The organism is Pararhizobium sp. (genome assembly GCF_035497515.1).
Taxonomy (GTDB): domain Bacteria; phylum Pseudomonadota; class Alphaproteobacteria; order Rhizobiales; family Rhizobiaceae; genus Pararhizobium.
In genome coordinates, this window is the sequence record NZ_DATJDJ010000069.1 from 1 (window position 1) to 19,482 (window position 19,482).

General features: G+C 61.3%; 15 protein-coding genes and 1 pseudogene. 10 read left to right on the top strand and 6 right to left on the bottom strand.

What is annotated here, in order from left to right; translation table 11 throughout:
- Positions 1–734 (bottom strand): annotated as a pseudogene (locus VL202_RS07940) (glutamine synthetase); the annotation flags it as partial.
- 173 nt (positions 735–907) lie between these two features.
- On the opposite strand from VL202_RS07940, the gene VL202_RS07945 reads away from it, so the two are divergent.
- The 3 genes from VL202_RS07945 to VL202_RS07955 all read left to right on the top strand — a co-directional run bounded on the left by VL202_RS07945 (position 908) and on the right by VL202_RS07955 (position 5,371).
- A complete protein-coding gene (locus VL202_RS07945; RefSeq protein ID WP_325463588.1) occupies positions 908–2,092 on the top strand; it encodes an NAD(P)/FAD-dependent oxidoreductase in 1,185 nt (394 codons plus the stop codon).
- 225 nt (positions 2,093–2,317) lie between these two features.
- Complete coding sequence (locus VL202_RS07950) at positions 2,318–2,473, top strand: hypothetical protein (RefSeq protein ID WP_325463589.1); 156 nt, start codon at positions 2,318–2,320, stop codon at positions 2,471–2,473.
- A 366-nt stretch (positions 2,474–2,839) separates the two neighbouring features.
- Positions 2,840–5,371, top strand: coding sequence for a HAMP domain-containing methyl-accepting chemotaxis protein (locus VL202_RS07955; RefSeq protein ID WP_325463590.1), 2,532 nt, complete (start codon positions 2,840–2,842; stop codon positions 5,369–5,371).
- Between the two features lie 64 nt (positions 5,372–5,435).
- Here the strand turns inward: VL202_RS07955 and VL202_RS07960 are convergent, their stop codons facing one another.
- Positions 5,436–5,585, bottom strand: coding sequence for a hypothetical protein (locus VL202_RS07960; protein WP_325463591.1), 150 nt, complete (start codon positions 5,583–5,585; stop codon positions 5,436–5,438).
- 166 nt (positions 5,586–5,751) lie between these two features.
- On the opposite strand from VL202_RS07960, the gene VL202_RS07965 reads away from it, so the two are divergent.
- On the top strand, positions 5,752–6,627 hold the full coding sequence (locus tag VL202_RS07965; RefSeq protein WP_325463592.1) for a LysR family transcriptional regulator: 876 nt from the start codon (positions 5,752–5,754) through the stop codon (positions 6,625–6,627).
- A gap of 116 nt (positions 6,628–6,743) precedes the next feature.
- Here the strand turns inward: VL202_RS07965 and VL202_RS07970 are convergent, their stop codons facing one another.
- Both VL202_RS07970 and aceA read right to left on the bottom strand, forming a co-directional pair.
- Positions 6,744–6,995 (bottom strand): hypothetical protein, encoded by a 252-nt coding sequence (locus VL202_RS07970; protein WP_037156405.1) that lies wholly within the window; start codon positions 6,993–6,995, stop codon positions 6,744–6,746.
- Positions 6,996–7,264: 269 nt separating this feature from the next.
- On the bottom strand, positions 7,265–8,554 hold the full coding sequence (gene aceA, locus VL202_RS07975) for an isocitrate lyase (RefSeq protein ID WP_325463593.1): 1,290 nt from the start codon (positions 8,552–8,554) through the stop codon (positions 7,265–7,267).
- Between the two features lie 230 nt (positions 8,555–8,784).
- Between aceA and VL202_RS07980 the strand changes: the two genes are divergently transcribed.
- Positions 8,785–10,194 carry a helix-turn-helix domain-containing protein gene (locus VL202_RS07980; RefSeq protein ID WP_325463594.1) on the top strand — a complete coding sequence of 470 codons (1,410 nt, stop codon included), beginning with the start codon at positions 8,785–8,787 and terminating at the stop codon, positions 10,192–10,194.
- A 3-nt stretch (positions 10,195–10,197) separates the two neighbouring features.
- On the opposite strand, the gene VL202_RS07985 is transcribed toward VL202_RS07980, so the two are convergent.
- Positions 10,198–11,151, bottom strand: a complete 954-nt coding sequence (locus VL202_RS07985; protein ID WP_325463595.1) for a fatty acid desaturase family protein — start codon at positions 11,149–11,151, stop codon at positions 10,198–10,200.
- 327 nt (positions 11,152–11,478) lie between these two features.
- Here VL202_RS07985 and VL202_RS07990 point away from each other — a divergent pair, with 327 nt between their 5' ends.
- From VL202_RS07990 to VL202_RS08005, 4 genes are all read left to right on the top strand, one after another.
- A complete protein-coding gene (locus VL202_RS07990) occupies positions 11,479–12,573 on the top strand; it encodes a polyamine ABC transporter substrate-binding protein (protein WP_325463596.1) in 1,095 nt (364 codons plus the stop codon).
- A 100-nt stretch (positions 12,574–12,673) separates the two neighbouring features.
- Positions 12,674–13,816 (top strand): ABC transporter ATP-binding protein, encoded by a 1,143-nt coding sequence (locus VL202_RS07995; protein ID WP_325463600.1) that lies wholly within the window; start codon positions 12,674–12,676, stop codon positions 13,814–13,816.
- A 4-nt stretch (positions 13,817–13,820) separates the two neighbouring features.
- On the top strand, positions 13,821–14,726 hold the full coding sequence (locus VL202_RS08000; protein ID WP_325463597.1) for an ABC transporter permease subunit: 906 nt from the start codon (positions 13,821–13,823) through the stop codon (positions 14,724–14,726).
- Entirely contained in the window at positions 14,726–15,544 is an 819-nt protein-coding gene (locus VL202_RS08005) for an ABC transporter permease (protein WP_325463601.1), read from the top strand. Before VL202_RS08000 ends, VL202_RS08005 begins: the two co-directional genes overlap by 1 nt.
- 133 nt (positions 15,545–15,677) lie before the next feature.
- Here VL202_RS08005 and VL202_RS08010 read toward each other — a convergent pair whose 3' ends face one another.
- Complete coding sequence (locus tag VL202_RS08010) at positions 15,678–17,519, bottom strand: AsmA family protein (protein WP_325463598.1); 1,842 nt, start codon at positions 17,517–17,519, stop codon at positions 15,678–15,680.
- 173 nt (positions 17,520–17,692) lie between these two features.
- On the opposite strand from VL202_RS08010, the gene VL202_RS08015 reads away from it, so the two are divergent.
- Positions 17,693–19,482 (top strand): acetoacetate--CoA ligase (locus tag VL202_RS08015; RefSeq protein WP_325463599.1); only part of this gene is annotated, 1,790 nt, incomplete at its 3' end.

A 19,482-nucleotide genomic window follows, 5' to 3' on the forward strand; every position in this document is an offset into this window, starting at 1 on the left:
CCATGGCGAAGGTTGATTTCGAGTTGTGCTGGTCCTTCCTCATGGATCAGCGTGTCGATCTCCAGGCCCTGCTTTTCGGAGAAATGATAGATGTCGTCGATCAGTTCGTCGAATTCGTTGACGCCGGCGATCGAATAGCCCTGGCCGCCCTGGATGGCGCGGCCGGATCGGCCTTTCGGCGGGTGCAGCGGATAGTCCGGGTCTTCGTTCTTGGCCACGAGATAGAACTCGATTTCCGGCGCGACCACCGGCTTCCAGCCTTTCTGGCGGTAAAGTTCGAGAACGTTCTTCAGGACGTTGCGCGGCGTGTAGGGGACTTTTTCGCCTTGGGAGCCGGCGATGTCGCAGATGACCTGCGCCGTCGGGTCGCTTTCCCAGGGAACGACCGAGAGTGTGGAGAGATCGGGCACCAGCTTGATGTCGCTGTCGCGGCTGTCATAGCGGAAGTCGCCGGTTTCTTCCGGATATTCGCCTGAAATCGTGTGGCGGTAAATGGCCGAGGGCAGCGCCAGCGAGGTGTTGGAGGTGAATTTGGACGATGGCATCATCTTGCCGCGCGGAACGCCGGCGATGTCGGGCGTGATGCACTCGATGTCTTCGATGCCGCGGATTTTCAGCCAGTCGGCGGCTTCCTTCCAGGTCTTCACTCCTCTTGGAGATTGCAGTGCGGCGGGAATTTTAGCGCTCTTGACAGTCCTTGCAGTCGGTTGGGCAGCGTTTCTTCTGACAGGCATACATCACCGGTTTTGGGTTCGGATGGGGCATCATAGACAGAGTTTGGCAATTGGCTAGGGTCAAAACCGGGACTTTGCGCGCCCTATCGGCTGTATTTGCAATCCCGTACATGGAACGGTGATTGACTTTTGAATGCCCGCCTTCGAAAGGAAACTGAACAGGAACGGATATCTTGGCTGAACAATTCGACGTGGTGATCCTCGGGGCAGGGGCCGCCGGCATGATGGCGGCCATCGAGGCCGGCAGGCGTGGCCGCCGTGTCGTCGTGCTCGACCATGCCAAGGCGCCGGGCGAGAAGATCCGCATCTCGGGCGGTGGCCGCTGCAACTTCACCAATATCCATGCCGGGCCGAAGAACTTCCTCTCCGCCAATCCGCATTTCTGCAAGTCGGCGCTGGCACGGTATACGCCGCAGGATTTCATTGCTCTCGTGGATCGGCACGAGATCGCCTGGCACGAAAAGACGCTGGGCCAACTGTTCTGCGACGACAGCGCCAAGGATATCATCCGCATGCTGCTGACCGAGATGAAGGATGCCCGCGCCGTCTTGCGTCTGGGCGCCGAGATCCGGTCGGTCGAAAAGACCGCGTCCGGTTTTCGGGTGGCAACGGGCGATGGTGCGATCGACGCCGCTTCGCTTGTCGTCGCGACAGGCGGCAAGTCGATCCCGAAGATGGGGGCGACGGGGCTTGCCTACAGGATTGCCGAGCAGTTCGGCCTGCCGCTGATCGAGACCCGCCCGGCGCTCGTGCCGCTGACGCTCGATCCGGCGCAACTCGAAACCTTGAGCGCGCTTGCCGGCGTCGCCGTCGATGCGCAGGTCCGCTCCGGCAAGACGGCCTTCGAGGAAGCGCTGCTCATCACCCACCGGGGGCTCAGCGGCCCGGCCATCCTGCAGATATCCTCCTATTGGCGCGAGGGCGGGGATATCCGCATCGGGCTGCTGCCCGGCGTCGATATCGCTGTGTCACTCAAGGCCGCGCGCAGGGACAATGGCCGGCAGGCGTTGCAGACAGCGCTCTCCGAACTGCTGCCGAAACGGCTGGCGCAATTCTTCTCCGAGACGGCGGGGCTGAACAACCGTACGCTCGCCGATCTGTCCGACAAGGTCATCGACGGCTTCTGTATGGGCTTGAAGGACTGGGCCATTACGCCGGCCGGCTCGGAAGGATACCGGACCGCGGAGGTGACGCTGGGTGGGGTCGATACCAGGGCGCTCGATTCCCGGACGATGCAGGCACGCGATGTTCCCGGCCTCTATTTCATCGGTGAATGCGTCGATGTCACCGGCTGGCTCGGCGGCTACAATTTCCAGTGGGCCTGGGCGTCGGGTTTTTCCGCAGGCCGGGCTGCCTAGGCCCGTCAACGGAGCCATCCGGTCTTCAAGCAATATTAAGACATCTGGCGGAACCTGTTTTTCAAGCTGGCACAACCGGTTGACGAGGCGGTTAAGGCGCGCTTTTCGGAATTTGTTTCAGAAAAGTGACATTTTTTCTCATTCGTTTGCGGTTGCAACATGATGTGGGCTGGCGGTCCGGATCATCCGGGTCTATTGTTGCTTTGGTCGAAAGGACATGATGCCATGAACCAGTCACGCAGCCGTTCCACAGCCCGCGCCATTGCCATCGCAAAAAGCGATGAAAGCCGCACGCGAAAAGCTCTTCTGGTCCGCGCATCCTTGATCGCGATCTTTGCTCTTGCCGCTCTCGCGGCGCTTCCGAGCTTTCTGTCCTTTTAAAGCCGGATCTTCCGAGGCTTGGTTCGCATGCCTGAATTGGGCTGGCCTTCCACGCAGCTTGGTCTGATGTGCTGTCGTGTGGTGGCCAGTTGTCGCCGGGTTTCACGCGGGCAGCTTTTCTGCGGCACACCTGAAACGTTGTAGGTCGCATTTATTTAAATCTTAATCGTTCCCATTGAAGAATACGTCCCCAACGGAGTCTGCCGTGATCTGCCTCGGGGGAGTGGCGGGTCATGCAATGAATGCCTGGCAGGCTGGCGGCGATGCGCCGCATGGTTTTCGATTGAAATCATCAGCTTGTTTGTGTTCCGGGGAAGCCTGAAAAGGTTTGGAGGGGCGGAGCGGGCTGCGAGCCAAGGTGTGCCCATGTTCATCGACAAGATTCTTGCCCGCTTCAAAATCCAGACGAAGGTGCTGTTGTTCATCATGCCCTTCGTCGTCAGTATTTGTGCCGTCGGTATCACCGGGCTCTATGCGTCCGGATTGTTGCAGGGCCGGATGGAAATCTCCAATAGCGTTCTTCAGTCGCTCAGCGGCTTCAAGGATGTCTATGCGGGCATGAACAGCTTCCTGCAGAACACATCGGAAGACACCCGCCAGGCCGTGCTCGGCAAGCTGGAAGCCCAGCAGGGCGTGCTGGCGGATACGCTGGCGCAGGTCAACGACGCGGAAGGCCGCCAGCAGTTGCAGGTCGCCGTCGACGGCTCCACCAAGATCGGCGACCGGGTCGGCCAGCTCTGGACCCTCTATGAGCAGGAAGTCGCGCTGCGCAAATCCATTTCCAACAGCCTCGGTAGCCTGCTTGGCGAACAGATGAAGGTTCTGGAAGAAGCAACCAAGATGGAACGCGTCGTCCGCAAGGACGAGGAAGCGGCAAAGTCGATCCTGCGTGAAGCCGATCGCCTGACCTCGTCGAGCGACACGCTCGTTGCCTTCATGTCCGCCTTTGCCAAGGGCGCGACGCCGGAAGCCAAGATCAAGCAGGTCGTTGATTCCTATGGCGACCTGACCAAGGTTCAGCGCAAGATCACCTCCGCCCTGCCGGCAAACCAGAAGGCTGTCGCCGAAACTTTCAAAAAGACGTTGGTCGAGATCAAGGCGCTGATCGACACGGGTGACGTCTCGGAAGAAAACGCGACCGCGATCGGCCGTCTCGTCGCCCGGTTCCGCCAGAACAGCATCCAGTTCCAGACTGCGGCGACGGTCAAGATGCGCGCCGCGACCGCGACTTTCGGCAAGCTCGACGCGCCGCTGGTCAAGGCCGGCACGGTTCTGAGCGACACCCGCAAGCTGGTGAACTCCGTCTATTCCATCCGCATCGCCGCCGCGAGCTTCCTCGAAAAATCCGACGAGGACGGCCGCAAGCGCCTGACGCGCGAGTTCTCCATCATGGGGCAGGACGTCCAGAGCCTGGCCCAGACGGCCGGCGACCTGAAGTTCTTCTCAGATCTCGTTGGTTCGCTGAAGCCGGTTATCGAAAAGATGGATGCCGACAGCGTCACGCTGGTCGATACCAGCAAGGAGCGCGAAGCCGAATTTGCCGCCGCCGCCGCCGAGATCGACAATATCTGGGGCCAGCTGACTGCCTTTGCCGAGGGCCAGAAGACCACGGCATCGGTCGAGCGTGACAAGGCCAACCAGGTTTCCGTCTTCGCCACCGTGTCCGGCATCCTGATCGCGCTCCTGGCCGGTGGTGCATTGGTGCTGACGCTGAAGGGCCCGATCGGTCAGATCACCGCCGCCATGCGCCGTCTTGCCGACGGTGCGCTCGACACATCGATCGACGGTGGCGCCCGCCGCGACGAAATCGGCGACATGGCCCGGGCGCTCGGCGTCTTCAAGGAAAATGCTCTTTCCAAGGTCCGCATGGAGGTGGAAAGTGAAGAGCAGCGCGCCCAGGCCGATGCCGAAAGGACGCGCAACGACGCCGAAAAACGCGCGCTGGACAGCCAGATCGATTTCGCCGTCAGCCAGCTTGCCGCCGGTCTCGGACGCTTGGCCCGCGGCGACCTGTCCGAGCAGATCGACACGCCGTTCACCGGTCGTCTCGAGCAGTTGCGCATGGACTTCAACGGTTCGTTGATTCGCCTTCAGGACACGCTGCTGCAGATCCGCACCAACGCGCTGTCCATCCAGCGCAGCGGCAACGAGATGCATGCCTCGGCGGACTCGCTGTCGAAGCGCACCGAACAGCAGGCCGCCTCGCTCGAGGAAACGGCCGCTGCCGTCGACGAGATCACGGTCACCGTCCGTTCGTCGGCCGAGCGCGCGCATGAGGCCAACATCGAGGTCACACATACCAAGAAGAGCGCTGACAGCTCGGCGGTCGTGGTGTCGAATGCGATCGCGGCCATGAGCCGGATCGAGGATGCATCGCGCCAGATCGAACAGATCATCGAGGTCATCGACGAGATCGCCTTCCAGACCAACCTGCTCGCGCTCAATGCCGGTATCGAGGCGGCACGTGCCGGTGACGCGGGCAAGGGCTTCGCCGTCGTCGCACAGGAAGTGCGCGAACTGGCACAGCGCTCCGCCGGTGCCGCCCGCGAGATCAAGGACCTGATCAACAAATCCACCAATGAGGTGAATTCCGGTTCGCAACTGGTCCAGGAAACCGGCGCGGTGCTTGCCTCGATCAGCACCCAGATCGTCTCGGTCAGCAGCCATGTCGAAATGATCGCCACTGCGAGCCGCGACCAGGCGGCGGCACTGAACGAGGTCAACGGCTCCGTCAACCAGATGGACCAGATGACCCAGCAGAACGCCATCATGGTCGATCAGGCAACCAATGCCAGCCGCGAACTGGCCAACCAGGCCGACACGCTGATGATGCTGGTCGAGCAGTTCCGCCTGGAGCCGAGCAATGCAGGCAACAGACAGGTCGGCCGCGCCGCCTGAGGGCGAAGCCATCGTTGAGCGTGCACAGACCCGGCTCGCGCCGGGTCTTGGTCGTTTGAGGATATTACATCCAGCGCTGGCGCAGCCGCCTTGCGGCGGCGGTCAGACGATCCGCAAGCCTGTTGCGGCGCTTCAGGTCGTCGAATTCATAGGTCTTGCGCTTGCTCTTCGCCAGCATGTCTATCAGCAGGGCAACACCCATCATTTCCGGCATAGTGGTCTCCTCTGGCAATAGGAAACCGTTGCGGGAACAATGCCCGCTGGCCGGTTTCCATTCATGTTTGGCGCGCGAACCCGTCTTGCGGGCCTCGTCTACATCTTCAAAATATGCCGCAAAATTTGTTTTATAAATAAACAAAAATGGCTTACATCTTTCAATTATGAAAAGCATAAGTTGGGATGCCTACCAGATATTCCTCACGGTCGCCCGCCATGGTGGCTTGACCGGCGCCAGCCAGGCGAGCGGTCTCAGCCCGGCGACCGTCGGTCGGCGCGTGCTCGATCTCGAGCAGAATGTCGGTCGCCAGTTGTTTCAACGCAGCCAGACGGGATACCGGCTGACCGCCGATGGCCAAGCCCTGTTCGAGCAGCTACAGGCAATGGATGCCGTGGTTCGCAAGGTCGATGGCTGGCGGCAGGAGGCGCATGGGACCTCGGTGGTGCGGCTGATGGCCGGTACCTGGGGCACCTGGCTGATCTGCGAGAACATCCAGGCGATCCGCAGCGACAGGGACGGCTTCCGGCTCGACATGTCCGTCTCCGAGCGGCGGGCAACACTGGCCCACCGCGAGCATGACATCGGCATCCGCGCCGTGGTGCCGGACGAGCCGAACCTGACCCGGCGCCATGCCGGCGAGGTCGCCTATGCCGCCTATCGCCAGCGCAACGCCCCGGACGGGCTTGCCGCCTCATGGATCGCCGTGTCGGAAGAGGACGCGATTTCGTCCTACCTGCGCTGGCCGCATGAAAATACCGGCGCATCGATCGCCGTCGTCGTCAGCCGTCCGCGTTCGCTGCTCGACCTGGCGCGCGCCGGGGCAGGGCAGGCGGTGCTGCCCTGTTTCGTCGGAGATCTCGATCCGGGGCTGGAGCGGGCCGGCGACGAATTGAAGCCGCTGCGCCATGCCCAGTGGATCGTCACCAACAGCGAGGATCGCCATCGCCGCGAAATCCGCACCGTATCCGACCGGCTGTTCCGGCTCCTGAAAAGCCATGCCGACCTCATCGCCGGAAAGCGGCCGAGCCGCACGGTCTGACGCGCCGCCAACCGCAGACAAGGAATTGACGGCGGTGGATTTTATACGCTGGGCCTGCAACGACAAAGGCTGGCGGCTCGAAATCCGCCGGCCTTGCGTTATGGCTGCTCTTCCCTTCAGCCGCGTCCCTGGGTGACGATGACCGGGATCAGCAAATCTCCCCAATTGCCTTCGCCACCGTGATGGCGGGCCGAGCGGACGAGTTCGACGGAGACACCGGCGTCAACCGCCTTCATGACAGCCTGGTTGAGACGGTGCAGGTCATTGGCGACCATGCGGATCATCGCCTGCTGTTCCGGCGTCATCGCCGAAGATTGTTCTTCGGCGCGTTCCTTGACATGGGTCTTGATGGGGGTCTGGACGGTCATGGCATTTCTCCTCTTTTCAATGGGGATGTTGAAATCTGCTTTCATTCCAAGGTGTTCCCCTCACCAACTTCGGCCAAGGGTTCGCTCTGCTCACCCGGCCTTCGTATCCTCTCCCACAAGGGGAGAGGAAACCTGCCGAACCACCCTGCCTCACATGAGGAGCGGTGATTGTGGCACCCCTACCTCTCCCCTTGTGGGAGAGGATAGTAAGCCCGCGTGAGACGCAGTCGAACGCTGGCCGCACTTGGTGAGGGGGTAATCTTGCTCCTTCATTCCGCTGCCGGGCGGAACTGTTCGTGTTCGGTCGATTCGTGCATGGCTGTCGTCGACGACTTGCCGCCGGTGATTGCCATCGAGACGGCGTCGAAATAGCCGGTGCCGACTTCGCGCTGGTGTTTGGTCGCGGTGTAGCCGTTGATCTCGGCCGCGAATTCCGCTTCCTGCAGCTCCGAATAGGCGGCCATTTGCCGGTCCTTGTAGCCGCGGGCCAGTGCGAACATGCCGAAGTTCAACTGATGGAAGCCGGCCAGCGTGATGAACTGGAACTTGTAGCCCATCGCCCCGAGCTCGCGCTGGAACCTGGCGATCGTCGCATCGTCCAGGTTCTTCTTCCAGTTGAACGACGGCGAGCAGTTATAGGCCAGCTTCTTGCCCGGATGGACCTTATGCACGGCCTCGGCAAACTTGCGGGCCTGCTCCAGGTCCGGCTTGCCGGTTTCCATCCAGATCAGGTCGCAATGCCCGGCATACGCAATGGCGCGGGCGATGCAGGGCTCGATGCCGTTTTTGACATGGTAGAAGCCTTCCGTTGTGCGGCCGGCATCGTAGTCGACGAAGGGCTGGTCGCGCTCATCGATATCAGAGGTCAAAAGCTTGGCGGCTTCGGCGTCGGTGCGGGCGATGACCAGCGTCGGCGTGCCCATGACGTCGGCGGCGAGACGCGCGGCATCGAGATTGCGGATATGAGCGGCCGTCGGGATCAGGACCTTGCCGCCGAGATGGCCGCATTTCTTTTCGGATGCCAGTTGGTCCTCGTAGTGGACACCGGCGGCACCCGCCTCGATGAACGCCTTCATGATCTCGAAAGCGTTGAGCGGCCCGCCGAAACCGGCCTCCGCGTCTGCGACGATCGGTGCGAACCAGGTATCGACCGACAGGCCCTTGCCCTCGGAGGTCTCGATCTGGTCAGCGCGCTGCAGTGTGCGGTTGATGCGACGGGCAAGCTCGGGCGCGGCATTGGCCGGATAAAGCGACTGGTCCGGATACATGGAAGAGGCGGTGTTGCTGTCGGCGGCGACCTGCCAGCCGGAGAGATAGATCGCCTTCAGTCCGGCGCGAACCTGCTGCATGGCCTGGTTGCCGGTCATGGCGCCCAGCGCGTTGACGAAATCCTCTTCCTGGATCAACTGCCAGAGGCGGTTGGCGCCGCGGTCCGCCAGCGTATGGCTGATCTGGACCGAGCCGCGCAGCCGCTTGACATCCTCGGCCGTATAAGGCCGCTCGATGCCGTCGAAACGGCCCTGCGGTGCATTCGGAACGAGATTGTAAAAATCAGTCATAGTCCATCCTCCTGAAGTTTTAAAACGCCTGAGACTTTCGTCTTATTTGATGTCCATTTGTCGAATTTGATGTGACTTGTTTTACAGTGCGGTGCACATAACGGCCAGAGGAAACGAAAAATCAGCACATTGAAAAGGGTTATGATGTCTTGTGTTTTACAAAGCGCTCTTGTAATTCTGTAAAAGATGTAAATAAAGATTCATGGCAGAGACTGTAAAAGGTGTGACAGATGGCTGAAAACAAGATTTTCGCCGGCGCGCGCGTTCGGCGCATCCGCAATGGCCTGTCGCTGACGCAGACGGCCATGGCCGAGGCGCTCGGCATCTCGCCGTCCTATCTCAACCTGATCGAGCGCAACCAACGGCCATTGACGGTTCAACTGCTCCTGAAGCTTGCCTCGGTCTACAAGGTCGATCTCGACGAACTGCAGGGCGAGGCCTCCGGCAGCATTGCGCAACTGCGCGAAATGTTCGCCGATCCGCTCCTGTCGGGCGAACTGCCGGGCGACCAGGAATTGATCGAAGTGGCCGAAGCCGCGCCGAATGCCGCCACCGGCATCCTCAAGCTTTACCGTGCCTACAAGGAGCAGTCGTCACGGCTGAAGGACCTAAGCACGATGCTCGCCGATCAGGGGCATATGGCGGCGCTGTCGGAAGCGCGCCTGCCGATGGACGAGGTCCGCGACATCTTCGAAAACCGGCCATGCTATTTCGCCGGTATCGACGAGGCGGCGGAAGCTTTTCACGCAAGGCTCGCGCCCGGAGACGATCTCGCCGGTGCCTTGAAGAATTGGCTGCGCAAGGAGCATGGGCTGAGCGTGCGTGCCCTGCCGGTTCATGTCATGCCGGATCTGCGCCGCCGCTTCGATCGCCATTCGATGCGCCTGTTTCTGTCGGAGCGACTGTCGGCGCAGGACCAGTTGCGCGAAATCGCCATGGAGGCGGCGCAGATCGCCTTTGCCGAGGCGATCGCGGCGGATCTGGCCCAACTGGCATTTTCGACAGGCGAAGCGCGCCGCATCGGCCGTTTCGAGCTCGCCCGCTACGCCGCGCATGCGATCATGATGCCCTATGGCGCGTTCCTGTCGGCGGCGCAGAGAGCGAAATATGATGTCGATGTCCTGAGCGCCCGGTTTCAGGTGTCGTTCGAGCAGGCCGCGTGCCGGCTGGTAACGCTGCAGCGTCCGGCGTCTGCCGGTATTCCCTTCTTCCTGATGGAGACGGACCATGCCGGTCATCACCTGCGCCGCTCCGGCGCGTTAGGGTTTCCGCGGGCGCGCTTCGGCGGAAACTGTCCCAAGCTCAATATCCACGCAGCCTTCTCGCAGGCCGGGCAGGTGCTGGTCGAGCAGGCGGATATCTTTGGCGGTGGACAGTTCCTGACCGTCGCGCGCACCGTCGAGGGGCCGCGCGCCGGCTTCCGGGAGCGGGTGCGCCGAACGGCCGTGCTCCTCGGCTGCGATCTCGCCCATGCCGGAGAGACGGTCTATGGCGAGGCGCCAAGCGTCACGGTTGCCGCCGGCACGGCCTGTCGTCTCTGCGAGCGGCAGGGCTGCCTGGCGCGGGCCGAACCGCCGGTCACCCGCCCGCTCGGGCTGGACGAAATGGTGACGGGTTTTAGCGCCTTCGACTTCCAGTAAAGCTCAGTAGCTGACCGGGTGATGGGTCGGCAGGAGCGGCGCTTCCGGTGCAAAGCACTCGGAGGCGAGGCCTGTCGTATAGCCGCGCGTCACATGCGCCCTTGCGGCATAGCCCGGATTTTGCATCAGCACTGCGTGCAGTTCGGGCAGGTTGTAATAGGGCACGCCGGGATAAAGGTGATGCTCGAGATGATAATTGATATTGTGGGGCGCGAAGAACAGCTTTTCCCAGGCATGCGGATAGACCGTGCGTGAACTGCCCAGTTCATCGGAATAGTCCATGCTGCCGAAATGTTCGGCGACGCTGCGGACATAGAGGAACAGGCAGAAGAAAGTGAAGAACGGCACCAGCCAGTAGAGCGTGAAATCCGTCCACAGGCCGAAGACCGAGAAGATGATTGCTGCGATGACATAGAATCCGATGCGCAGCAGCTTGTAGGTACGGGTCGAGCGGTCATGCTTGGCGATGCGCTTGGCCATATGCAGGATGTCACGCACGGAATTCACCGCCACGAGATAACCGAGCAACTGGACGATGCCGCGCCAGAGCTTTCGCGGGAAGGTGAACTGCGCCATGCCGAGCTTGGAGACCCAGTCGGGATCGTCGTCCGTATTGGTGTGCTGGTGATGGGCGAGATGGTTCATGCGGTAGCCGTCGACCGTCGCCATGATCGGCCAGGCCAGCAGCAGATCGCTCATCCAGTCGCTTACCTTGCGGTTCTTGATGATGCGGTAATGGGCGGCCTCGTGCATCAGGCAACCGAAGGCATGCATCCGTCCGGCGATGACCAGGATCGCGGCGAAATAGGCAAGCGGATGCTGCATGTATTTGCTGAAGACGATCGCGCCGGCAATCATGGCCCAGTCGGAGCCGATGGCGAGAAGGGTCCTGTGGGACTGCAGAACCGACAGCCGCTTCAATTCCCGCGGGTCGATCCTCGGCGACTTGGCACTCATGATACGTACTCTCCGAAACGCAAACGCAGTCGTGAAAATCGCATCCCGAACAGGGTTAATCAATCGTAAACGCCGATTGCCGATGCCGATCTGGTTGTATGGTTAATCCGGCGGCGGGCGGCGGGCGAGGAGCTTGTCTGCCGCTGAAAAGATTCAGGTTTTTGCGGAAAGCCTAAAATTTACGCCGATAGCGTGATGCCTCGATCGAGTGCGTAAAAGCGCTTGTGGTTGTCGGAAAACATGCCTAACTTCCAGACCCATACGGGTTCGGCTGATGGGTGCGTGGCGATAGCGCATCCGGGCCGCCCGATAAAAAAGGGGAATTTCATGTCGCGAAAGATTGCCACCGCCTTTGCCGCACTGATCCTGAGCGGAACCGCAACGATTGCCACCGCGCAGGAGCGCGTCGTCAACGTCTACAATTGGTCCGACTATATCGACGCCAGCGTCCTGGAGGACTTCACCAAGGAAACCGGCATCAAGGTCGTCTACGACGTCTTCGACAGCAACGAGATTCTCGAGACCAAGCTGCTTGCCGGCGGCACCGGTTACGACGTCGTCGTGCCGACCGCGACATTCCTGCAGCGCCAGATCGCGGCGGGCGTGTTCCAGAAGCTCGACAAGTCGAAGCTGCCGAACCTGTCGAACATGTGGGACGAGATCACCACCCGCGTCGCGACCTATGATCCGGGCAATGAATATGCCATCGACTACATGTGGGGCACGACCGGCATCGGCTACAATGTCGAGAAGGTGAAGCAGATCCTCGGGACGGACGAGAAGCCGACCTGGGATGTGCTGTTCAAGCCCGAAGTCGCGGCAAAGTTCAAGGACTGCGGTATCTATCTGCTGGACTCGCCGACGGATGTGGTGCCGAGTGTTCTTCTTTACCTCGGGCTCAATCCCGACAGCCATGCGCCGGATGACCTGGCCAAGGCGGAAGAGCTGCTGTCATCGATCCGCCCCTATATCCGCAAATTCCATTCCTCGGAATATATCAACGCACTCGCCAATGGCGATATCTGCCTGGCACTGGGCTATTCGGGCGACGTCTTCCAGGCGCGGGATCGCGCTGCCGAAGCCAAGGCCGGTGTCACGGTCGATTATTCCATCCCGCCGACCGGCGCCCAGATGTGGTTCGACGTGATGGCGATTCCGGCCGATGCGCCGCATCTGGCGGAAGCCCATGAATTCCTGAACTACCTGATGAAGCCGGAAGTGATCGCCAAGTCCAGCGACGTGGTGTTCTATGCCAACGGCAACAAGGCGTCGCAGCAGTTCATCAGCAAGGACGTGATCGACGACACGGCGATCTATCCGCCGGAGGACGTGATGAAGAAGCTCTTCACGACAACGCCGTTCGACGCAAAAGCGCAGCGCGTGCTGACGCGCATGTGGACCAAGGTGGTCACCGGCCAGTGAGTTCCAAGGAATTGCCCGGACCACGAAAATCCGGGCAATTTTCTTTTAAGGGCAGGGCGGGGGCAGACGACCGCCAGGACAGGTCATTCGGGGGTAGATGATGAAGTCACTTGGCAGTATCCGGCGTTCCTTTGCCCCATGGGCGGACCCCACTTCCGTACCGTATATCACTGTCAAGAACGTCACCAAGAAGTTCGGCGATTTTGTTGCTGTCGATGATCTCTCGCTCAACATCTATCCGCGTGAGTTCTTCGCGCTGCTTGGTGCTTCGGGCTGCGGCAAGTCCACGCTTCTGCGCATGCTGGCCGGTTTCGAACAGCCGACCTCCGGCGAGATCATCCTCGACGGCCAGAGCCTTGCCGGCATTCCGCCCTACAAGCGCCCGGTCAACATGATGTTTCAGTCCTATGCGCTGTTCCCGCACATGACGGTCGAGAACAACATTGCCTTCGGCCTGAAGCAGGATGGCATGCCCAAGGCAGACATCGCCGAGCGTGTCGACAAGATGCTGAAACTGGTCAAGCTCGATAAATTCGCCAAGCGCAAGCCGCATCAGCTTTCCGGTGGCCAGCGCCAGCGCGTGGCGCTGGCTCGCTCGCTTGCCAAGCGGCCGAAGGTGCTGCTGCTCGACGAGCCGCTCGGCGCGCTCGACAAGAAGCTGCGCGAGGAAACCCAGTTCGAGCTGATGGACCTGCAGCAGGAACTCGGCCTCACCTTCGTCGTCGTCACCCACGACCAGGAAGAGGCGATGACCATGGCCGACCGCATCGCCGTGATGGCGCATGGAAAGGTGGCGCAGGTCGCCACACCGCCGGAAATCTACGAAGCGCCGAACTCGCGGTTTGTCGCTGATTTCATCGGCGACGTGAATATTTTCGATGGCACCGTATCAGCGGTGGGTGACGGGAAGGTCGAGATCGCCACCCAAACCGGTCTTACGGTGCGCGTCGCGTCCTCCGAGCCACCGGCCAAGGGTGCAAAGGCGGCGCTCGCTATCCGGCCGGAAAAAATCCGGGTCAGCCGCGACCGGCCCGCCAGCGCGCCGCTCAATGCCGCGCAGGGCGAAATCTGGGATATCGGCTATCTCGGCGACATGACGGTCTTCCACGTCAAGCTGAAGGACGGCAAGGTCATCAAGGCGTCGTCGCTGAATGCTGTGCGCGCCGTCGAGGACCCGTTGGGCTACGATCAGGAGGTCTGGATTTCCTTCGATGAAAATGCCGGCGTCGTGCTGAAGGACTGAGGTCATGTCAAAATTCGGATCGGCAATCTTCAACCGGCTGGTGATCATCGTTCCCTATGCCTGGCTGCTGTTCTTCTTCCTCATTCCCTTCTTCATCGTCATCCGCATCTCGCTGTCGGAGATGGCAACCGCGATGCCACCCTACCTGCCGGTCTTTGACCTGGCGTCCGGAATCGGTGGGTTCATCGACAACGTCAAACAGTTTTCGATGGATAACTATGTCTGGCTGACCGAGGACGCGCTCTACGCCAAGGCCTACGGGTCCAGTCTCTGGATCGCCGCTGTCTCGACGTTCCTGACGCTGCTGATCGCCTATCCGATGGCCTATGGCATGGCGCAGGCGCCAAACACGATCCGCCCGACCCTGATGATGCTGGTCATTCTGCCGTTCTGGACGAGCTTCCTCATCCGCGTCTACGCCTGGATCGCCATCCTCAAGCCGGAAGGCCTGCTCAATCAGTTCCTGATTCAGATCGGCGTCATCGATAGTCCGCTGATCATCCTCGGCACCCACACGGCCATCTATATCGGCATCGTCTATTCCTATCTGCCGTTCATGGTGCTGCCGATCTATTCGTCGCTGGAAAAGATGGATCACAGCCTGACCGAGGCGGCGCAAGACCTCGGTTGCACGCCGATCCGGGCCTTCTGGCGCGTGACATTCCCGTTGTCCATGCCGGGCGTCATCGCCGGCTGCATGCTTGTCTTCATCCCTGCTGTCGGCGAGTTCGTCATTCCGGACCTGCTCGGCGGATCGGAAACGCTGATGATTGGCAAGACGCTCTGGAACGAATTCAACGCAAACCGTGACTGGCCGGTTTCGGCGGCGGTTGCGACCATCCTGCTGCTCATCCTGGTTGTTCCGATCATGTTCTTCCAGCACGCGCAAGCCAAAGCGGACGGGAGATGATCATGCAGCGCTGGTCCCGTTTCAACATCGCCTCGATCGTCTTCGGCTTCGCCTTTCTATATTTGCCGATTGTGCTGCTGGTGGTCTTTTCCTTCAATGAATCCAAGCTCGTTACCGTTTGGGCCGGTTTCTCGACCAAATGGTATGTGCAGCTCTTCCATAACCAGGCACTGCTCGATGCGGCCTGGGTGACGATCCGCGTCGGCCTGGTCTCGGCCACCATCGCGACAGTGCTCGGAACGCTCGCAGCACTGGCCATGACGCGTTACACGCGCTTTCGCGGCCGTATGCTGTTTTCGGGCATGATCTATGCGCCGCTCGTCATGCCGGAGGTCATCACCGGCCTGTCTATGCTGTTGCTCTTCGTCGCCATCGGCTTCGATCGCGGCTTCTGGACGCTGATGCTGGCGCACATCACCTTCACAATGTGCTTCGTCGCTGTCGTGGTCCAGTCGCGCCTGCTGAGCTTCGATCGCTCGATCGAGGAGGCGGCGATGGATCTCGGCGCGACGCCGGTCGCCACCTTCCTGCAGGTGACCTTGCCCGTCATCGCGCCGGCGGTGTTTTCCGGCTGGGTTCTGGCTTTCACGCTGTCGCTGGACGATCTGGTGATTTCAAGCTTCACCTCCGGCCCCGGCGCCACCACCCTGCCGATGCGCATCTACAGCCAGGTCCGGCTGGGCGTCACGCCGGAGATCAACGCTGTCTGCACGATTCTGATCGGCATCGTCGCCATGGGCGTGCTGATCGCCTCGGTCGTCTCGCGGCGTCGCGAAATCCAGCGGATCAAGGACGAGCAGGCGGCTTTCGCGCATTGATGAAAACTGGGCGGGAGCGTCAGTCGCGTTCCCTTTCGCGCGGCGGCAAGACAACGCAGCACGGGCACATCTCCGGTCGGCTGATTCGACAGCTTATTTTAGATGGCCCTGTGACAAAGTCGACGGAAGCGCCTCAAGGCTCCGCCGGGATGGCCGACAGCGGCGAGATGACCGGGTTTGGCCAGGAGCCACCGATGAAGAACCGCACCGGTTTCAGGGTCGTATCGTCCGGCCGGATGGCGCCGGCCAGTGCCAGGCCGCCGCTGCGATAGGGAATCACGCCGGCAAAGGACAGCGTCTTTCCATCTCCGCGAATATCGGCTTTGACAAGTTCGGCCTCGCCGCGCTTCAGCGTTGCGACGATCTCCGCCGTCATGAAGGCGAAGGAGCCGTCGCTGGCTTGACTGGCGGGGAAGAAGTCACCTTCGCTGACCAGGCGCTCGAATTCGGCTCCGTTGAAATTCGTTAATACCCCGTCCCGGGCCTGATAGTGCAGCTCGCCCGAAATGCCGCTCGGCGTTATCGCCGCCAGCGGCTGCAAGGTCGCAAGATCGATGCTCAAAAGACCGCGACCGAGTGGCAACGGCCCGCCCAGCCCAAAACCGGCGGCGATGGCTCCGAGGTCGGCATTCTTCAAGGAGGCCTGAAGCCGGCCGCCATCCGCGCCGTCGCCGGCGAGGGAGAGGCGACCGCTGAGCGAGCCGCCGGAATAGGTGGCATCGCCGATATCGATCGAAAGGCGGCCGTTTTGCGCCATGATGCCGGCTGCGATATCCGTCAGCGCGACAGGCCCGTAGGCGGCCTCCTGGGCTGAAAGCCGCAGGTCGAAGCCGATCTGTTTCAGAAAGCCGATGTCGGGCAATGTGCCGGCCATGCCGGAGCCGGTCTGCGGTGGCAGGACGGCGGCGGCAAGGGACGTGAGGTCAATCCTGTCGAAAGCGAGTGTTCCCTCGACACGCGGCCCGTTGCGGTGAAACCAGGCGATGTCAAGCACGCCGGTCGCGCTGTCGCCGGCAAGAGACAGCGAAAGATTGTCCATCTTCATCGTCCCGCGAGACATTGTCATGCTGGTATCGATCGCAAATGCCTCCGCCGTGCCTCCCGGCAGCGCCTGGGCGTCATGCCAGGCAAGCAGCGTCCGGACCGACCGTGCCGACAGTTGCAATTGGCCGGAGACGAAGGGATGGTCGGAGCCGTTGCCGGTGCCGTCGAAGGCAAAGCTGAGCGGCGCCGAGGCGAAGGATGTCTGGATCGTGCTGTTGTGGCCCGACAGCAGCATCAATGGTTCATCGCAGGTCAGCGACCACTCGACCTTCTGCCCGTTCATCAGGGCCGAGAGGCTGGCGCTCATCCGCGCCGTCGGCGTCTGCCACTGTACCGAGCCGGATATGTTCTTGACCCGGTAGGCGCTGTCGGTCACGCGATCGATAAGATCGAGCGTGCCGTTATCGATGGTGATGTCGCCGATCGGTATGTTGCGAGCGGTTGATGGGGATGCCGAGGAAGCATTGGCGATGGCATCGGCCATCCAGCCGGCACGCCGCCAGTTGAAGCTGCCATCCGCCCGGCGCTCCACTGTGAAGCTCGGGTTGACGAGGTGAAAATCGTAAAACACCGGAGTGCCGCGCAGGGCCGCCAGAATATCGAAGCCGGCGGCGATGGCGTCGGCGGTAGCCAACTGCTGCGGTGTGTCCGTCTCTGCAGCTTCGAACGTGACGTTGCGCAGCGTCAGGACTGGGCGTGGCCAGAAACTGATTTCCGGATCACCGGAAATGCTTGCCCGAGCACCGGTCCACGAGGACAGTGCGCGCTCCATGTTGACCTTGACACTCGCAGTCGAGACGAAAAGCGGAAGAGCGACCTTGAACAGCACGATGGCGACGAAGACACCGGCAACCAGGATGGCGAACGTGCGCGAAGCGACAAGCGCCCGTAGCCCGGCTTTCCACTTGGCTTTATCGAAAAATGGCGTCATGGCCGTCCGGCACGCTTTCAATCGTTTTGAAGGCAACTGGATAGGCTTTCATCGGTGAGAAATCAAACGGTGGGGCAGGGAAATGTCGCAACTGCCATAGCCATCCCGCGATCGGTCTGTTTATCTTGCGCTGCAGCAGGATATAGAGGCTGGCGTGGGAAGCGGAGGAACGCATGCAATCAGATCGTCCCCTTTGGACACCGTCACCCGAATTCATCGCGCAAACGCCGATGAAGCAGTTCATCGACTGGTGCGGGCAGCGTTTTTCAAGATCCTTTGCCGATTATGATGCCTTCCACGACTGGTCGGTCAGCCATCGCGCCGATTTCTGGAGCGCGGTCTGGGAACATTGCGGCGTGGTCGGCGAACGCGGCGAGCGGGCGCTGGTGGATGGCGGCCGGATGCTGGACGCCCGTTTCTTTCCGGACGCGACGCTGAATTTCGCCGAAAACCTGCTGCGGCACAGTGGCAGCGACGACGCTCTGGTGTTCCGGGGTGAGGACAAGGTGCAATCGCGCATGTCCTTCGATGAATTGCGCGCACTGGTCTCGCGCCTGCAGCAGGCTTTCAAGGTCGTCGGCATCGGCAAGGGCGACCGCGTTGCCGCGATGATGCCGAACATGCCGGAGACGATCGCGCTGATGCTGGCTGCCACCTCGATCGGCGCCATCTGGTCCTCCTGTTCCCCGGATTTCGGCGAGCAGGGCGTACTCGACCGTTTCGGCCAGATCGAGCCCAAGCTGTTCATCGCCTGCGACGGCTACTGGTACGCCGGCAAGCGGCAGGATGTCTCTGTCAAGGTTCGGGCGGTGACGGCGAAGCTTGGCGTTCCCTCGCTGATCATTCCCTATGCGGGCAATGCGGAGGCGCTGGCTGCATCCGTCGACAACGGCACGACGCTGTCAGCCTTCATTGCTCCCTTCACCGAAAAGCCGCTGGAATTCGCGCCGCTTCCCTTTGCGCATCCGCTCTACATCCTCTTTTCGTCCGGCACGACGGGTGTTCCCAAATGCATCGTCCATTCCGCCGGGGGCACGCTTCTGCAGCACCTGAAGGAACACCGGTTCCATTGCGGTTTGCGGCAGGGCGAAAAGCTCTTCTATTTCACCACCTGCGGCTGGATGATGTGGAACTGGCTGGTCTCGGGCCTGGCGATCGGCGCAACGCTGTGCCTGTTCGATGGCTCGCCTTTCCATCCGGACGGCAATGTGCTGTTCGACTATGCCCGTGACGAGCAGTTCGCGATCTTCGGCACCTCGGCGAAATATATCGATGCCGTACGCAAGGGCGGCTTCACGCCGGTTACGACGCATGACCTGTCGTCGCTGCGGCTGATGACATCGACCGGTTCGCCACTGTCGCCCGAAGGGTTCTCCTTCGTTTACGAGGGCATCAAGCCGGACGTGCAACTGGCCTCGATCTCGGGCGGTACGGACATCGTCTCCTGCTTCGTGCTCGGCAATCCGCTGAAGCCCGTCTGGCGCGGCGAGATCCAGGGGCCGGGGCTCGGCCTTGCCATGGATGTCTGGGACGACGACGGCCATCCGGTGCGCCGGGAAAAGGGCGAACTCGTCTGCACCAGGGCATTTCCGTCCATGCCGGTGATGTTCTGGAACGATCCGGAGGGGGCGAAATACAAGGCGGCCTATTTCGAGCGTTTCGACAATGTCTGGTGCCATGGCGATTTCGCCGAATGGACCGAGCATGGCGGCATCGTCATTCATGGCCGCTCCGACGCCACGCTCAATCCGGGTGGCGTGCGCATCGGCACGGCGGAGATCTATAACCAGGTCGAGCAGATGGAAGAAATCGCCGAGGCGATCTGTATCGGCCAGGACTGGGAAGACGATGTCCGCGTCGTCCTGTTCGTGCGCCTGGCTGGGGGGCGGACCCTCACCGATGATCTTGTGAAGGCGATCAAGACCAAGATCCGCAGCGGCGCCTCGCCACGGCACGTGCCGGC

Excerpts from the sequence above, each read along its gene's own strand:
- VL202_RS07950 (WP_325463589.1), top strand. The coding sequence starts at position 2,318 with ATGAACCAGTCACGCAGCCGTTCCACAGCCCGCGCCATTGCCATCGCA.
- VL202_RS07955 (WP_325463590.1), top strand. The coding sequence starts at position 2,840 with ATGTTCATCGACAAGATTCTTGCCCGCTTCAAAATCCAGACGAAGGTG.
- VL202_RS07960 (WP_325463591.1), bottom strand. The coding sequence starts at position 5,585 with ATGCCGGAAATGATGGGTGTTGCCCTGCTGATAGACATGCTGGCGAAG.
- VL202_RS07965 (WP_325463592.1), top strand. The coding sequence starts at position 5,752 with ATGAAAAGCATAAGTTGGGATGCCTACCAGATATTCCTCACGGTCGCC.
- VL202_RS07970 (WP_037156405.1), bottom strand. The coding sequence starts at position 6,995 with ATGACCGTCCAGACCCCCATCAAGACCCATGTCAAGGAACGCGCCGAA.
- aceA (WP_325463593.1), bottom strand. The coding sequence starts at position 8,554 with ATGACTGATTTTTACAATCTCGTTCCGAATGCACCGCAGGGCCGTTTC.
- VL202_RS07980 (WP_325463594.1), top strand. The coding sequence starts at position 8,785 with ATGGCTGAAAACAAGATTTTCGCCGGCGCGCGCGTTCGGCGCATCCGC.
- VL202_RS07985 (WP_325463595.1), bottom strand. The coding sequence starts at position 11,151 with ATGAGTGCCAAGTCGCCGAGGATCGACCCGCGGGAATTGAAGCGGCTG.
- VL202_RS07990 (WP_325463596.1), top strand. The coding sequence starts at position 11,479 with ATGTCGCGAAAGATTGCCACCGCCTTTGCCGCACTGATCCTGAGCGGA.
- VL202_RS07995 (WP_325463600.1), top strand. The coding sequence starts at position 12,674 with ATGAAGTCACTTGGCAGTATCCGGCGTTCCTTTGCCCCATGGGCGGAC.
- VL202_RS08000 (WP_325463597.1), top strand. The coding sequence starts at position 13,821 with ATGTCAAAATTCGGATCGGCAATCTTCAACCGGCTGGTGATCATCGTT.
- VL202_RS08010 (WP_325463598.1), bottom strand. The coding sequence starts at position 17,519 with ATGACGCCATTTTTCGATAAAGCCAAGTGGAAAGCCGGGCTACGGGCG.